The organism is Micromonospora sp. NPDC049051 (assembly GCF_043197575.1).
Taxonomy (GTDB): Bacteria; Actinomycetota; Actinomycetes; order Mycobacteriales; family Micromonosporaceae; genus Micromonospora.
The window spans coordinates 248,015-263,635 of the sequence record NZ_JBICTL010000002.1; the positions used below are offsets into that span (position 1 = coordinate 248,015).

The following is a 15,621-nucleotide window of genomic DNA, read 5'->3' on the forward strand; positions in this document are numbered from 1 at the left end:
ATGGGGCAGGCTGGTCACATGCGTCTGGCGACCTGGAACGTGAACTCGGTGAAGGCCCGCCTGCCCCGGCTGCTGGACTGGTTGGCCGGCACCGGGCCGGACGTCGTCTGCCTCCAGGAGACGAAGTGCCCCGACGGCGCCTTTCCCGTGGCCGAGGTGGGCGAGCTGGGCTACACGGTCGCCAGCCACAGCGACGGCCGGTGGAACGGGGTGGCCATCCTGTCGCGGGTCGGCCTGGCCGACGTGACGGTCGGGTTCACCGGCGAGCCGGGCTTCCCCGAGCCCGAGGCCCGCGCCATCTCGGCGACCTGCGACGGGGTCCGGGTCTGGTCGGTGTACGTGCCGAACGGCCGGGCCCCCGACGATCCGCACTACACGTACAAGCTGGACTGGTTCGCGGCGCTGCGCGACGCACTGGAGACGGAGCTGACCGGCGGCCTGCCGCTGGCGGTCTGCGGCGACTTCAACGTGGCGCCCACCGACGCCGACGTCTGGGACCCGGCGGTGTTCGCCTACTCCACGCACGTCACCCCGGCGGAGCGGGCGGCCCTCGCGGCGCTGCGCGACCTCGGGCTCTCCGACGTGGTGCCCACGCCCATGAAGGGCCCGCACCCGTTCACGTACTGGGACTACCGGGCGGGCATGTTCCACCAGAACAAGGGCATGCGGATCGACCTCGTGTACGCCTCGGCGCCGTTCGTCCGGGCGGTGCGCTCCGCGTACGTGGACCGGGAGGCGCGCAAGGGCAAGGGCCCCTCCGACCACGCGCCGATCGTGGTCGACGTCGACCTGGTTCCGGCGGTCGAGTCCTTCTGAGACCCCGGCGTCGTGGCTAGGCTGGAGCCATGGCAGTCGTGAAGATCAACGCGATCGACGTCCCGCCCGGCGCCGGCGAGGAGTTGGAGAAGCGGTTCGCCGCCCGGGCCGGGGCGGTGGAGAACTCCCCCGGCTTCCTCGGCTTCGAGCTGCTGCGCCCGGTCGCCGGGGAGAGCCGTTACTTCGTCTACACCCGCTGGGAGACCGAGGAGGCCTATCAGGCATGGGCCGCCGGCCCTTCCCGCGCCGCCCACGCCGGGACGGGCGAGAAGCGTCCCCCGGTCGCCTCCGGCGCCACCCTCCTGGAGTTCGAGGTCGTCCAGCAGGTCCCACCCCGCCCCTGACCGGTCGCGGCAGGCGGCCCGGTTGCAGGCGGCCCACAAACCAGAACATGCCCCCGGCATTCGCCGGGGGCATGTTCGTGCCCCCACAGTCAGCCGACCGGGCCGATCTCCTTCGCCAATGTCACGAAACCGCGCCACGCGTCTCGGCCGAAAATGAGGGTTGCGCCATCGCGATCCTTCGTGTCGCGAACCAGCACGTGATCGCAAAGGTTGTCCGCGACCTCGACGCACGATCCGCCGTTGTTTCCGCTCTTCGTGCTCTTACGCCACTGCGCGCCGGCCAGATCCATGATGCTCTGCTGCTTTCGTGATGAGGTCTAGTGACTGCGCCCGCGAGAGGGCTTCGCCCCGAATTCGTTCCCACCGGACAACGAGCTTAGCAACGTCCACGCTCTCGGAAATGACCTCTGCTCGCGCCTGGCTGTCGACATGGGCGACCTGTTCGCCCTCGGGCAGCTCGGCGAGAATCAGCGGCCCACCGAGACCCGGATACATCCCCACGGACGAAGGAACCACAAATACCTGCACGGAAGGCAGCCGTGCGCACGCTGCGAGGTGTTCGCACTGTTCGCGCATCAGTTCCCGATCGCCGTCGACGGGTCGCCAGAGAATCGCTTCGTCCATGACTGCGATCAGCAGCGGTGGCCGCTCGCGGTGCAGCACGGCTTGCCGACTCAGACGCGCCTCGACCAGCTCATCCAGTTCGCCGGTGGACAAGGGCTCACCGGCCAACGTCGCTTGCGCGTACGCCTTGGTCTGGAACAGACCCGGCACCCAGGCCAGCTCGAACCACTTCAGCGCGACCGCTGCGCGTTCCCAGTCCACCCACTGCCGGAGCCACACCGGTTCCCGCCGCTTCAAGACGCCTGGCCAGAGATCCAGCACTTCGCGGCCGAGAAGATTAGCGACCTTCGCCCGGTGACGAGACTGCGGAATATGTCCCGGGTTTGCCCACCGGGCCGCCGTCTTCGGATCAACGCCTATCTCGGCTGCGAGGTTGTCGGCTGTGAGGCCCGCCGCAGTCATCGCCTCGATCACCGCATAGTTCATCCAGCGCCCTCTCCGGACATTCCGCTGCACCCTCGCTTCATCCTGCTACACACCGTGATGAGCCGACAACTGCCTGACGGGTGTGTCCGGGCCGAATGGGCACCCGGTCCGGCAGCGAGCGCGAGTGGGAGCCTGCGCTCAGGGGTTGCGGGAGGAGAGCAGGGTGGCGAAGGCGATGATGTTGTCGGCGTAGCCCGTCCGGCCGCCCAGCCAGTCGCCGCCGCAGGTGATCAGGCGCAGGCCCGGCGGCCCCTCGTCGCCGTAGACGCGCTCCGCCGGCAACCGCTCCTTGGGGAAGTGCTCCACGGAGTCGACCCGGAACACCACGACCGAGCCGTCGGCCCGGGTGACGTCGACGGTGTCGCCCGGGCGCAGTTTGTGCAGGTCGTAGAAGACCGCCGGGCCCCGCTTGGTGTCCACGTGCCCGACGATGACCGACGGGCCGGGCTCGCCCGGGGTGGGGCCGCGGTCGTACCAGCCGGTCTCGTCCGCGCGCTCCAGCGGCGGGACCGCGATCGACCCGTCCCGGGCCTGGCCCACGGGAGCGACCGGGGCGGACACCTCGATGGCGGGGACCGACAGGCGCACCGGCCGGCTGGCCGACAGTGCCCCGCTCTCGCTGCGTGCCGGTCGGTCCTGCCCGCCGCCGGCGGCCCAGTCGAACGGCCCGGCCGTACGCCCCAGCCCCGCGCCGGTGGCGAAGACCCCGGCCAGCACCAGCACCACGGCCAGCGGGATCGACCAGGGACGGCGGCCGGGATCCCGGGCCGCTGCGGCGGCCGGCTTCGGGGCGGGCGTGGGGGCCATGACCGGGCTCAGCGTCGGGCGACGCCACGGGCGGTACGCGGGCGGCGGGCCGCCCGCACCGCGAGCACGATGCCGGTCACGGTCAGGGCGAGGCCGCCCGGAAGCAGCAGGCCGCCGGTGAAGCCACCGCCACCGCCACCGAACCCCGTCGCCGGGCCACGGCTGGGCTTCACGGTCTTGACGACCTGGAGCATGGTCGAGGCGGTCTCGCCGTCGCGGCACTCCAGCTTGATCCGGTAGTTGCCGGGGCGGGTGCGCTCGCGCACCATCGGGGCGGCCGTCAACGTGCCGCCCTGTGGCTGCACCTGCACCCGGCCGAAGGCGTCCGAGACCACGGTGGCGGGGACGAAGTTGTCCCGGCAGCTGGCCCGGATCCCCACCAGGAACCCCGGCTCGACCGTGCTCGGGCTGACCTCGACGAAGACGTTCGGCCCCGGCGGCCCCGGCTGGGGCGCCCCGGCCAGGGCCAGCGGGGCGACGCCGGGCGGCAGGGCCACGCTGGGCGGCACAGCGGCGGCGGCTCGCGGGGCGGCCAAAGCCGGCGTGGCCGCGAGCAGAGGGCCGACCAGCACGGTCGCGACCGCCAGCGCCACACCGCCGCGGTGCACCGACATGACGCCCCCTCCCGGCCTGTTCGGGGTAGTGCCGGGCACCACCAGACGCCCGGTTTGCCGTACGGGATGGATCCTCTCATCCCCGGGCGAACATCACATCCGATTCGGCGCGGTCGTCGCGTACGCTCGGGTCGCTGTGACCCACATCGACTCCCCCGCCGCCGTCGCGCCGCCCGCCGCCCGACCGATCCGGACCTTCCATCCGCGCCGAGGCCGGATGAGCAGCCGCCAGACGGAGGCCCTGGAGCGGCTCTGGCCGGTCCTCGGCCTGGACGTGCCGCAGCGGCCCGGCACGCCGGTGGACCTGGCCGCCCTGTTCGGCCGCCGGGCCCCGCTGGTGCTGGAGATCGGTTCCGGGATGGGCGACACCACGGCCGCGATGGCCGCCGCCGACCCCGACCGGGACTACCTGGCGGTCGAGGTGCACACGCCCGGCATCGCCAACCTGCTGGACCTGGTGGACCGGCACGGCCTGCGCAACGTACGGGTGGCGCAGGGCGACGCCCTGGACCTGGTCGCGGGCCTGCCGGAGGCCTCGCTGGACGCCGTGCACGTCTTCTTCCCCGATCCCTGGCCCAAGTCCCGGCACCACAAGCGGCGGATCATCCAGCCGGCCCACGTCGCGCTGCTGCGCTCCCGGCTGGCGCCGGGCGGAACCCTGCACTGCGCCACCGACTGGGCCGAGTACGCCGAGGCGATGCGCCAGACGCTGGACGCCGACCCGGGGCTGGCCGACGTTTTCGACGGCTTCGCTCCCCGCCCGGCCCACCGCCCGGTCACCAAGTTCGAACGCCGGGCCCTGCGGGCGGGTCGCCCGATCTTCGACCTGATCCACCGCCGGTCGTGAAGGTGCTGCTCCACGGGCGGCCGTGCGGGCGCTGATCCCCCGCCGGGAATGAGGGCCCCACCGCACCGGCGGTCGTGAGGGTCGGGATCCTCCGGCGACGGGTTCCGCCGCCGGAGCGGCCCTCGCCCGCCGGGCCGGTTGGCGCTGGAGGGCATGATCCAGGCACCATGGAGGCGCTATGACGCTCACCGCCGCGCTGCCGACAAGCGCCGACCCCGACACCCTCTTCGACGCGTTCGCCGGCTGGGCGAAGGAGCGCGGCCTCGACCTCTACCCCCACCAGGAGGAGGCGGTCATCGAGATCGTCTCCGGCGCCAACGTGATCATGAATACGCCGACCGGCTCCGGCAAGAGCCTGGTCGCCATCGCGGCGCACTTCGCGGCCCTGGCCGACGACCGGACGACGTTCTACACCGCCCCGATCAAGGCGCTGGTGTCGGAGAAGTTCTTCGCCCTCTGCGAGGTCTTCGGCGCCGACAACGTCGGCATGCTGACCGGCGACGCCAGCGTCAACGCCGACGCGCCGATCATCTGCTGCACCGCCGAGATCCTGGCCAACCTGGCGCTGCGCGAGGGCGACCGCGCCGACGTCGGCCAAGTGATCATGGACGAGTTCCACTTCTACGCCGAGCCCGACCGGGGCTGGGCGTGGCAGGTGCCGCTCATCGAGCTGCCGCAGGCGCAGTTCGTCCTGATGTCCGCCACGCTGGGCGACACCACCCGCTTCGTCGACGACCTCACCCGGCGTACCGGCCGGCCCACCGCCGTCGTCCGCTCGGCCGAGCGGCCGGTCCCGCTGATCTTCTCGTACGCGATGACGCCGCTGCACGAGACGCTCGAAGAGCTGCTGGAGACGAAGCAGGCGCCCGTCTACGTCGTGCACTTCACCCAGGCCGCCGCCCTGGAGCGCGCCCAGGCCCTGATGAGCGTCAACGTCTGCACCCGCGCCGAGAAGGACATGATCGCCACCGCGATCGGGAACTTCCGGTTCACCTCCGGATTCGGCAAGACGCTGTCCCGGCTGGTCCGGCACGGCATCGGCGTGCACCACGCCGGGTTGCTGCCCAAGTACCGCCGGCTCGTCGAAACCCTGGCCCAGGCCGGTCTGCTCAAGGTCATCTGCGGCACCGACACCCTCGGCGTCGGGATCAACGTGCCGATCCGCACCGTGCTGTTCACCGGCCTGTCCAAGTACGACGGGGTGCGCACCCGGCTGCTCAAGGCGCGCGAGTTCCACCAGATCGCCGGCCGGGCCGGGCGGGCCGGGTTCGACACCGTCGGCCGGGTCGTCGTGCAGGCCCCCGAGCACGTGATCGACAACGAGAAGGCGCTGGCCAAGGCCGGCGACGACCCGAAGAAGCGGCGCAAGGTGGTGCGCAAGAAGCCGCCGGAGGGGTCCATCGGCTGGGGCCGGCCCACCTTCGACCGCCTGGTCGAGGCGGAGCCGGAGCCGCTCACCTCCAGCTTCCACGTCAGCCACTCGATGCTGCTCAACGTCATCGGCCGCCCCGGCGACGCGTTCGCCGCGATGCGGCACCTGCTCACCGACAACCACGAGGACCGCGCCGCCCAGCGCCGGCACATCCGCCGCGCCATCGCCATCTACCGGGCGCTGCGCGCGGGCGGGGTCGTCGAGCAGCTCGACGAGCCCGACGAGACCGGGCGACGGGTCCGCCTCACCGTCGACCTCCAGCTCGACTTCGCCCTCAACCAGCCGCTCTCCCCGCTGGCGCTGGCCACGATCGAGCTGCTCGACGTCGAGTCCCCCGCGTACGCCCTCGACGTGCTCTCGGTGATCGAGTCGATCCTGGACGACCCGCGCCAGGTGCTCTCCGCGCAGCAGTTCAAGGCCCGCGGCGAGGCGGTCGCCGCGATGAAGGCCGAGGGCATCGAGTACGAGGCCCGCCTCGAACTGCTCGACGGGGTGACCTGGCCGAAGCCCCTGGCGGAGCTGCTGGACTCGGCTTACGAGATGTACCGGCAGGGGCACCCGTGGGTGGCCGACCACCAGCTCTCCCCCAAGTCCGTCGTGCGGGACATGTACGAGCGGGCGATGACCTTCGCCGAGTACGTGCAGTTCTACGGTCTGACCCGGTCGGAGGGCCTGGTCCTGCGCTACCTCGCCGACGCGTACAAGACGCTGCGGCAGACGGTGCCCGAGGACGCCAAGACCGAGGAGCTGGTCGACCTCATCGAGTGGCTCGGCGAGCTGGTCCGCCAGGTCGACTCCAGCCTCATCGACGAGTGGGAGCGGCTGCGCAACCCCACCGACGCCGCCGAGGCCGCCGAGGCGCTGGACGACCGTGTGCCGGCGGTCACCCGCAACGCCCGGGCCTTCCGGGTGCTGGTGCGCAACGCCCTGTTCCGCCGGGTCGAGCTGGCCGCCCTGCGCCGCTGGTACGACCTCGGCGAGCTGGACGCCGCGTCGGGCTGGGACGCGGACGCCTGGGCCGACGCGCTGGAGCCGTACTTCGAGGCGTACGACTCGATCGGGGTGGGCCCGGACGCCCGCGGCCCGGCGCTGCTCATGATCGAGCAGGGCCGGGAACGGTGGACGGTCCGGCAGATCCTCGACGACCCCGAGGGCGACCACGACTGGGGGATCAGCGCGGAGGTCGACCTCGCGGCCTCCGACGAGGCGGGCGCGGCGGTCGTCCGGGTCACCTCGGTCGGCCAGCTCTGAGCGCGCCCGGCGGCGGTCACGTGGTGAGCACGACGAGCTGCTGGGTCGCCCGGGTCATCGCGACGTAGCGGTCGACGGCTCCCTCGACGCCCTCGCCGAACGCCTCCGGGTCGACGAGGACGACCAGGTCGAACTCGAGCCCTTTCGCCAGCTCCGGGGTCAGCGACCGGACCCGGGACGTCGCCGCGAAGGTGGGATCGCCGATGACGCAGGCGGTCCCCTCGGCGTGCGCGGCGAGCCAGGCGTCGAGGATCGCGTCCAGTTCGGCGGCACAGCCGCGGGCGACGGGTACGCCGCCGGTGCGGATGGAGGTCGGCACGTTGGCGTCCGGGAGCACCGCCCGGATGACCGGCTCGGCCTCCGCCATGATCTCCTTCGGCGTCCGGTAGTTGACGGTCAGCGAGGCCAGGGTGACCCGGTCGAGCCCGATGCGGGCGAGCCGTTCGCGCCACGACTCCGTGAAGCCGTGCCGGGCCTGGGCGCGGTCTCCGACGATGGTGAAGCTCCCCGACGGGCAGCGCAGCAGCAGCATCTGCCACTCGGCGTCGGTCAGTTCCTGCGCCTCGTCCACGACGATGTGGGCGAACGGGCCGGCGAGCAGGTCCGGCTCGACGTCGGGCAGGACGGCCTCGTCGACCAGGGCGTCCTGGAGGTCCAGTTGGCGCAGGCTCGACAGCACACCCTCGCCGTCGTCGTAGACGTGGGCCGCGATGAGGTCGTCCACGACGGTCGCCATGCGCGCGCGTTCGACGGCGACGACGGCCTCGTTCCGACGCCTGCGCCCGGACGCCTCCCGGTCGCCGAGGCGCTGCCGCGCCGCGTCGAGGAAGGGCAGGTCGGACACCGTCCAGGCCCGGGCGTCGGGGCGCTGGAGCTTGCGGACCTCGTCGGGGCTGAGCCACGGGGCGCACCTGCGCAGGTAGGCGGGCACCGACCACAGGTCGCCGACGAGGTCGGTCGCCTCGAGCAGCGGCCAGGCCCGGCTGAACGCCGTACGCAGCTCCCGGTTGCGCAGCAGCGCCGCGCGTACCAGGTCGTCCGGCTCGTCGCCGTCGTACTTCTCCGTCAGGATCGTGAGCAGCTCCTCCCAGACCTCGTCGCGCGCCTCGTTGTGCGGCGTGCCGGGGCCCGCCGCCTCGAACGCCTCGGCCCAGTCGTCGGCGCTCACCCGGATGTCGGCCTCGTCGGTCGTGACCGTCATCGGTGCGGTCGGCGGCTCCTCGTAGAACCTGACGGCCGCCTCGATCGCCTTCACCAGGTCGGCGGACGACTTGAGCCGGGCCACCTCCGGGTCGGTCTCGACGCCCGCCGTGGCGCCCTCGGGCACGAGGTCGCGCAGGGTGCAGGTCTGCACGTCGTCCTCCCCGAGACTGGGCAGGACGTCGGCCACGTACGCGAGGTAGGGCTGGTGCGGGCCGACGAACAGCACGCCGCCCCGGCGATGACCGAGGCGCGGGTCGGCGTAGAGGAGGTACGCGGTGCGGTGCAGCGCGACGACGGTCTTGCCCGTGCCGGGGCCGCCGTCGACGACGAGCGCGCCGCTCGATCCCGCGCGGATGATGGCGTCCTGGTCGGCCTGGATCGTGCCGAGCACGTCGCGCATCCGCGCCGACCTGCTGGCGCCCAGGCTGGCGATGAAGGCGGACTGGTCGTCGAGCGCGGCGGCGTGCCCCTCGAACCCGTCGGGGGTGAACACCTCGTCCCAGTAGTCGGTGACCCGGCCGCGGGTCCAGCGGTACCTGCGGCGGCTCGCCAGCCCCATCGGGTTGGCATGGGTCGCCGCGAAGAACGGTTCGGCCGCGGGCGAGCGCCAGTCGACCAGCAGCCGGCCACCCGCGCCGGCCGTGAGGCCGCGTCGTCCGACGTACACGGGCTCGGAGCCGTCCGCGCCCACCATGTGCCCCAGGCACAGGTCCACCCCGTAGCGGTGCAGCGTACGCAGGCGGGCGGTCAGCCGGCGGACCTCCTCGTCGCGGTCCACCGCCTGCCGGCCCTTGCCACCGGGCGCCCGGCGTTCGGCGTCGAGGCGCTCGGAGAGTTCGGCGGTCGACTGCGCGATGCTCTCGGCGATGGCCGCGAAGTGCCGTTCGTCGCCGGCGATCAGCGCCGGGTCGGCCTTGGCGGCGAGGTGCCCGGGAAGGTCGAACGCACTCGTGCCCACAGGATTCACAGAATCAGCTCCGCTCTCGTTCAGGGCCCGGCTCGCGATACCGCGGCGCGCGCGGATCCTGGCCGCCCTTTTCCGGCCGACGATGTGACCCGCGCGTCGACGACACACGGCATTTCGTGAGTCTTGTTTTCGCGGGTCACGGCCTCGGCCGGTGATTCTGCGGCATGCACCGGGTCTTGCCGCAAGCCCCCGGGTGCGCTATATGTTGAGAAGGGAAAGGAGTTGGCTCCTTTCCCTTCATTCTTTCCCGGGCGGAATCGCGTTCTCCGCTTTTCCTCGACAACGCCGGCCCGGACGAGGCACCCCGGCCCGGACGTCCCGCCGGGGCCGTCGCCCGCCACCCGTGCGCGACGCCGGGCAGCGAGGCTGCGCGGGAACCAGCCGAGGCGGCCGCCGGCGCCGCCTCAGTCGGAGCCCTGCCGACCGGAGGTTCCCCGCCGCATCCCGCGTGCACGGGGTGCCCGCACCCCGCGTGAACGGGTGCCCCGAATCCCTGGGAGATGTCACACCGGTCGATTAGAATGTATGTACTAATCGAGGTCCTGACCTGGGAGGACGCCCGTGACCACGCCCGCCTCCGCCCCGCCCACCCCCTACGCCACCCTGCTCGGCTTCACCCGCTACGTCGACCGCACCGGCCCGACGAAGGCCACCTTCGTCGGGGGCCTGCGCAAGCAGCGGGCCAGCCGCTCCGGCTTCAACCCGCACGGCCAGTTCGTCAAGGCGCTCAAGGCCGACATCGCCTTCCACACCGGCGGCACCCACCTCGACCAGGTGGCCGACGTGGTCAAGCCGCGCTGGCGTCCGCTCTACGAGGCCCTCGTCCCGGGCGCGAAGACCTGGCTGTGCTCCCTCGGCGAGCCGAGGACGCTGGACCTCGCCCAGACCCGCGACGCGCTCGCGATGCTCGGCGACCTGCCCGTCAAGGTCAACCCCCAGTTCGGCGTACGCCACGCCGACGGCCGCGTCGAGGCGGTGCGGCTGCACTTCGACGAGGCACCGCCGAGCGAGGAGGCGACGCTCGCCACCCTGCACCTGATGGCCCGGCACATGGACGCGGTGCTGCCGCACGCCGAGCCGGTCCTGGTCGACGTCCGTCGGGGTGTGGCCCACCGCATGCCCGCCGACGCCCGTCCGGAGCAGATCGAACGCTGGCTGGCCGGCGAGGCGGCGGCCTTCCGGGCCATCTGGTCCAGCGCCGCCTGATCCCGCCACCACAGACCCACCGACCGATCCCGCACCCGAGACCCGCTCACGACCCGCCCACCGGCAGCCATCCCGGCCCGGCCGACATTCGGCCGGGCCGGGGCCCGTCACGGCCGCGCTCTCGGAGTGCGTGCCGGCAGCGGCACGGTGAGCGGGCGGTCCCCGTCGACACGACGCGCCCGCGGCCCGTCCTCCGGGCGCAAGTCAGGGGGTCGGCACAGTCCGTAGCCGTACGGTGGATCGACACGATGATTGACATCGTGAATCCTCTATCTTCATGACCACCGGGTCCATGGACGCTCAACCGTCCGCCCAGACCGTCGACCACGAGGACGACCAGGCATCGGTCGTCCGCAGCCCTGGCACCGCCAACCGGTGGCGGTGGCTGTGGCACGAATGGACGCTGGCGGTGCTCGGCGGGCTGCTGCTGGCGGTGGTGCTGACCTGGCCCACGTTGCGGCACCCGGCGAGCACGATCCCCGGCGACATCGGCGACCCCACCCTGCAGACGTGGCAGATGGCCTGGGCCGGGCACGCCCTGCTGACCAACCCCGCCGGCCTGTGGCACTCGAACACGTTCTTCCCCGAGACCTACACGTACGCCTACAGCGACACGCTGCTCGGCTACGCCCCGCTCGGGATGCTCGGCTCGGGCTTCGAGGCCGCCCTGATCCGCTACAACGTGACGTACGTGCTGGTGCACGCGCTGGCCTTCGTCGGGGCGTACGCGCTGGTGCGGCAGCTCGGGGCGGGCCGCCTGGGCGGGGCGGTCGCCGGGGTCGCGTGGGCGTACGCGCCCTGGCGGCTGGCGCACGCCGGGCACCTGAACATCCTGTCCAGCGGCGGGATCGCGCTGTGCCTGGCGATGCTGGCGCGCGGCCACGGCTGGTCGCTGCGGCACGGGTACCGGCCGGAACGGCGGCGACCGGGCTGGGCCCTGGCGGGGTGGCTCGTCGCCGCCTGGCAGATCAGCCTGGGCTTCGGCATCGGGCTGCCGCTGGTGTACTTCCTGCTGGCCGCGGTGCTGGTCGGGGCCGGCGGCTACGGCTGGTCGTGGTGGCGGCGCGGCCGACGGCCCGCGTTCGGCCGGCGGCTGCTGGTGGCCGACCTGGCCGGCGGGGCCGTCTTCGGCACGGTGACGCTGCTGCTGGGCCTGGTCTACCTGCGGGTCGTCGACCTCAACCCGCAGGCCGAACGGTCGCTGGCCTGGACGGAGATGTTCTCGCCGCCGCTGATCGGCCTGGTCACCGCCCCGGCGGACTCGTGGTGGTGGGGCGAGCGGCACGCGGCGGCCCGCGAACAGCTGTCCTGGCCGCCGGAGATGGCGTTGCTGCCCGGGATGGTCCTGCTCGCGTTGGCCGGCGCGGGGTTGTTCCTCTCGGTGTACCCGGCCCGGCACCGGGTCGCCCTGGGGCTCGGGGTGCTCGCCACCGTGCTGCTGGGTCTGGGCGCCACCCTCGGCGGCGACGGCGATCCGGGCTACCTGACGTTGTCGAAGCACCTGCCGGGCTGGGACGCGTTGCGCACGCCGGGCCGGATGATGCACTGGACCAGCCTGCTGCTGGCGGTGCTGGCGGCGGGCACGGTGACGGTGTTCGCCGCCGCGGTACGACGGTGGTCGTCCCGGGGCCGGGCGAGGTTCCTGGCGCCGGTGCTGCTGCTGGTGCCGCTGGCCCTCGTCGGGCTGGAGGGGGTCAACCGGACGGCGCATCCGGAGGTGCCGCCGCCACCGGCCGCGATGCGTACGGCGGCGGAGCCGACGCTGGTGCTGCCCGCTGGCGGCGCGCTCGACCTGATCTTCATGTCGTGGACGACGGACGGGTTCCCCCGGGTGACCAACGGGCTCGCCGGGTTCGAGCCGGTCACCCAGGCGCAGACCAAGGCCGCGACGGCCGCCTTCCCCGACGCGGGCAGTGTGGCGTACCTGCGGGGCATCGGGGTGCGTTCCGTGGTGGCCCTGCCGGGCTGGGCCGGCGGCACGCCGTGGGAGGGCATCGCGGACCGGCCGATCGACGGGCTGGGCATCACCCGGGAGGAGATCGACGGTGTGCTGGTCTACCGCCTCTGAGAGGGCCGGCGCGCGGCGGCGCGGCGCGGGCCGGGCACCCTCGGGCACGGGCCGGGCGTGCTCGGGGACAGGCCGGGCGCCCTCGGGCACGGGCCGGGCGGGGTGACGGACGTGCTCCTGTCGGTGGTGGTGCCCTGCTTCAACGAGGAAGCCTCGGTGGAGCGGCTGCACACGGCGGTGACCGCCGCGGTCGCGGAGCTGTCCGACGTCGAGATCGAGGTGGTGTACATCGACGACGGCAGCTCCGACAACACCCTCGTGGCGCTGCGCCGACTCGCCGCCGCCGATCCCCGCGTGCGGTACACGTCGCTGAGCCGCAACTTCGGCAAGGAGGCGGCGATGCTGGCCGGGCTGGAGCGGGCCACCGGGGACGCCGTGGTGATCATGGACGCCGACCTCCAGCACCCGCCCAGGTTGCTGCCCGAGATGGTGGCGCTGTACCAGCAGGGTTTCGACCAGGTGATCGCCCGCCGGGACCGGCGCGGTGACCGGTTCGTACGGATGCTGGCCTCGCGGTCCTTCTACCGGATCGTGAACTGGTGGATCGACGTGCGGCTGCTGGACGGGGCGGGCGACTTCCGGCTGCTGTCGCGGCTGGCGGTGGACGCGGTGCTCGCGATGCCCGAGTACAACCGCTTCTCGAAGGGGCTGTTCTCGTGGATCGGTTTCCGGACGGTGGTGGTCGCGCACGGCAACCAGACCCGGCAGGCGGGCCGGAGCAGGTGGACGTTCGGCAAGCTGTTCAACTACGCGTTCGACGGGCTGCTGTCGTTCAACAACCGGCCGCTGCGGCTGGCGATCTACGGCGGCCTGTTCCTCACCCTGATCGCGGTGGTCTACATGGCCTGGGTGGTCGCGGACGCCGTCAGCAAGGGCATCGACGTTCCCGGCTACACCACCATCATCGTCAGCGTGATCGGGCTCGGCGGCATCCAGATGACGATCCTGGGCGTCATCGGTGAGTACATCGGCCGGATCTACTACGAGACCAAGCGCCGGCCGCACTACCTGGTCCAGGAGACCGAGCACCTGGTCACGGAGCGCGGGGAGGCGCCCCGGGTGCCGGACCAGCCGGCGGCGAGGCCGGGTGAGCGGGCCCGGCGGGGCGGGCCGGCCCGCGAGGATCTCCCCCGGTACCGCTCGCTGCGGCGCGCCGCCGGCGACTCCGTGACGGGCGACGCGCGGCAGCCGTAGCGGCTGCCGCGCGCGTGCCGGTCAGGCGGTGAGGTACTTCTCCAGGTCGTCGAGGATCTTGTTGGCGGCGCCGATGCCGATGCCGGTCATCCAGATCTCGTCGGAGACGACGTGCGCCTTGCCCGCCTTGACCGCCGACAGCCCCTTCCAGAGCGTCCCGCCGGTGACCTTGGCCTGCTCGGCGGCGGCCTTCTCGCCGTACGCGGTCACGAAGATGACGTCGCCGTCGGCCTCGCCGATGCGCTCCGGGCTGACCCGGTCCATCCGCCGGTCCTCCTTGCCGGTGAGCTGCTGCCGCTCGGGGCGGCCCAGCCCGGTGTCGCCGATGACGATGCCGGAGAAGGAGTCCGGCCCGTACACCCGGATCTCGGTCGGCATGAAGCGGACGATGGAGACCTCGCGGGTGGCGGCGTCGCCGAGCTTGTCGCCGAACTCCCCGGCCCGCTTCTCGTACGCGGCCAGCAGGTCCTTGGCCTGCTGCTCCTTGCCGAGCGCCGCGCCGTCGAAGAGGAAGTTCTCCTTCCAGGTGATGCCGACCTTCTCGGTGAAGACGGTCGGCGCGATCGCGGCCAGCTCGTCGTAGAACTTCTCCTGGCGGAACTTGCTGCCCAGGATCAGGTCCGGCTTGAGGGCGTTGATGGCCTCCAGGTCGGGCTCGGTGAGCACCCCGACCTCCTTGATGCCGGCGAGCTTCTCCTCGCCGAAGTAGGTCGGCCAGCTCCGCGCCTCGCCGGCGGTGGCGGCGCCGACCGGTGTGACGCCGAGTGTCAGGGCTGTGTCGATCTTGTCTGTGTCGAGCACGACGACCCGCTTGGGCTCCACCGGCACCTTGGTGGTGCCCATGGCGTGGGTGATCTCCCGGGTCTGTCCGGTGGTGGTGTCGGCGACCGGGTCGCTCTCACCGCAGGCGGTGAGGCCGACGCCGAGGGCCAGGGCCGCGGTGAGGGTGGCGGCGAGACGACGCATCAGATTCCTTTCGAGGGGTACGAGCCGGTCGGCGGCGTCGCCGCGTCCCCGGCCGAGGGGCGAGTCAGGGTGGGGCTGGTGAGCGCGGGCACCACCAGGGGCGCCCCGGTCACCGGGCAGGGCACGACCACGCAGTCGAGCCCGAAGACGTCGCGGACCAGGTCGGCGGTGAGGATCTCCCGGGGCGGCCCGGCGGCCACCACGGCCCCGGCGCGCATCGCGATCAGGTGGTCGGCGTACCGGGCGGCCTGGTTGAGGTCGTGCAGCACGGCGACGACCGTGCGGCCACGCTCGACGCGCAGCCGGTGCAGCAGGTCCAGCACCTCCACCTGGTGGGCGAGGTCGAGGAAGGTGGTGGGCTCGTCCAGCAGCAGCGCCTCGGTGTCCTGGGCGAGGGCCATGGCGATCCAGACGCGCTGGCGCTGACCGCCGGAGAGGGTGTCCACCGGCCGGTCGGCCAGCCCGGTCACGTCGGCGAGCGCCATGGCCCGGTCGACGGCGAGGCCGTCGGACTCCGACCACTGCCGCCACCACCGCTGGTACGGCTGCCGGCCCCGGCCGACCAGGTCGGCCACGGTGACGCCCTCCGGCACCAGCGGGCTCTGCGGCAGCACGCCGAGGCGGCGGGCGACCTCGCGGGTCGGCAGGTCACGGATGGCGGTGCCGTCCAGCAGCACGGCGCCGCGCCGGGGCGTGAGCAGGCGGGCCATTGTGCGCAGTAGCGTCGACTTGCCGCAGGCGTTCGGGCCGACGATCACCGTGAACGCGTCGCCGGACAGCTCCAGGTCGAGCCCGTCCAGCACGGTCCGCTCGTCGTAGCCGGCGACCAGGTCGCGGGTGGAGAGCATCACGCCTC

At 72.7% G+C, this 15,621-nt stretch carries 14 protein-coding genes; 7 read left to right on the forward strand and 7 right to left on the reverse strand.

Annotated features, from left to right (window positions below):
* The first annotated feature begins 18 nt into the window (after positions 1-18).
* Both ACGFIR_RS08465 and ACGFIR_RS08470 read left to right on the forward strand, forming a co-directional pair.
* Positions 19-816: an exodeoxyribonuclease III gene (locus ACGFIR_RS08465; RefSeq protein ID WP_393143934.1), complete on the forward strand. Its 798-nt coding sequence runs from the start codon at positions 19-21 to the stop codon at positions 814-816.
* A gap of 29 nt (positions 817-845) precedes the next feature.
* Positions 846-1,160: an antibiotic biosynthesis monooxygenase family protein gene (locus ACGFIR_RS08470; RefSeq protein WP_393143936.1), complete on the forward strand. Its 315-nt coding sequence runs from the start codon at positions 846-848 to the stop codon at positions 1,158-1,160.
* An 89-nt stretch (positions 1,161-1,249) separates the two neighbouring features.
* On the opposite strand, the gene ACGFIR_RS08475 is transcribed toward ACGFIR_RS08470, so the two are convergent.
* The 4 genes from ACGFIR_RS08475 to ACGFIR_RS08490 all read right to left on the reverse strand — a co-directional run bounded on the left by ACGFIR_RS08475 (position 1,250) and on the right by ACGFIR_RS08490 (position 3,631).
* A complete protein-coding gene (locus ACGFIR_RS08475; protein ID WP_393143938.1) occupies positions 1,250-1,450 on the reverse strand; it encodes a DUF397 domain-containing protein in 201 nt (66 codons plus the stop codon).
* Complete coding sequence (locus tag ACGFIR_RS08480; RefSeq protein ID WP_393143940.1) at positions 1,422-2,210, reverse strand: Scr1 family TA system antitoxin-like transcriptional regulator; 789 nt, start codon at positions 2,208-2,210, stop codon at positions 1,422-1,424. The genes ACGFIR_RS08475 and ACGFIR_RS08480 overlap by 29 nt, the downstream gene beginning before the upstream one ends.
* A 138-nt stretch (positions 2,211-2,348) precedes the next feature.
* Positions 2,349-3,017 carry a class F sortase gene (locus tag ACGFIR_RS08485; RefSeq protein ID WP_393143942.1) on the reverse strand — a complete coding sequence of 223 codons (669 nt, stop codon included), beginning with the start codon at positions 3,015-3,017 and terminating at the stop codon, positions 2,349-2,351.
* A gap of 8 nt (positions 3,018-3,025) precedes the next feature.
* Positions 3,026-3,631 (reverse strand): hypothetical protein, encoded by a 606-nt coding sequence (locus ACGFIR_RS08490; protein WP_393006016.1) that lies wholly within the window; start codon positions 3,629-3,631, stop codon positions 3,026-3,028.
* A 217-nt stretch (positions 3,632-3,848) separates the two neighbouring features.
* On the opposite strand from ACGFIR_RS08490, the gene trmB reads away from it, so the two are divergent.
* Together trmB and ACGFIR_RS08500 are read left to right on the forward strand one after the other, a co-directional pair.
* Entirely contained in the window at positions 3,849-4,478 is a 630-nt protein-coding gene (gene trmB, locus ACGFIR_RS08495) for a tRNA (guanosine(46)-N7)-methyltransferase TrmB (protein WP_393144698.1), read from the forward strand.
* A 178-nt stretch (positions 4,479-4,656) separates the two neighbouring features.
* Positions 4,657-7,161: a DEAD/DEAH box helicase gene (locus ACGFIR_RS08500; RefSeq protein WP_393143944.1), complete on the forward strand. Its 2,505-nt coding sequence runs from the start codon at positions 4,657-4,659 to the stop codon at positions 7,159-7,161.
* Between the two features lie 16 nt (positions 7,162-7,177).
* Here the strand turns inward: ACGFIR_RS08500 and helR are convergent, their stop codons facing one another.
* Entirely contained in the window at positions 7,178-9,322 is a 2,145-nt protein-coding gene (helR, locus tag ACGFIR_RS08505) for an RNA polymerase recycling motor ATPase HelR (protein WP_393143946.1), read from the reverse strand.
* A 570-nt stretch (positions 9,323-9,892) separates the two neighbouring features.
* Here helR and ACGFIR_RS08510 point away from each other — a divergent pair.
* The 3 genes from ACGFIR_RS08510 (at position 9,893) to ACGFIR_RS08520 (ending at position 13,799) form a co-directional block, all read left to right on the forward strand.
* Complete coding sequence (locus tag ACGFIR_RS08510; RefSeq protein WP_393006022.1) at positions 9,893-10,537, forward strand: hypothetical protein; 645 nt, start codon at positions 9,893-9,895, stop codon at positions 10,535-10,537.
* Positions 10,538-10,814: 277 nt separating this feature from the next.
* Positions 10,815-12,605, forward strand: coding sequence for a hypothetical protein (locus tag ACGFIR_RS08515; protein ID WP_393143948.1), 1,791 nt, complete (start codon positions 10,815-10,817; stop codon positions 12,603-12,605).
* 102 nt (positions 12,606-12,707) lie between these two features.
* Positions 12,708-13,799 carry a glycosyltransferase family 2 protein gene (locus ACGFIR_RS08520; protein WP_393144700.1) on the forward strand — a complete coding sequence of 364 codons (1,092 nt, stop codon included), beginning with the start codon at positions 12,708-12,710 and terminating at the stop codon, positions 13,797-13,799.
* A 21-nt stretch (positions 13,800-13,820) separates the two neighbouring features.
* Here the strand turns inward: ACGFIR_RS08520 and ACGFIR_RS08525 are convergent, their stop codons facing one another.
* A complete protein-coding gene (locus ACGFIR_RS08525) occupies positions 13,821-14,765 on the reverse strand; it encodes an ABC transporter substrate-binding protein (RefSeq protein WP_393006026.1) in 945 nt (314 codons plus the stop codon).
* On the reverse strand, positions 14,765-15,613 hold the full coding sequence (locus ACGFIR_RS08530; RefSeq protein ID WP_393143950.1) for an ABC transporter ATP-binding protein: 849 nt from the start codon (positions 15,611-15,613) through the stop codon (positions 14,765-14,767). Before ACGFIR_RS08530 ends, ACGFIR_RS08525 begins: the two co-directional genes overlap by 1 nt.
* Positions 15,614-15,621: the final 8 nt, after the last annotated feature.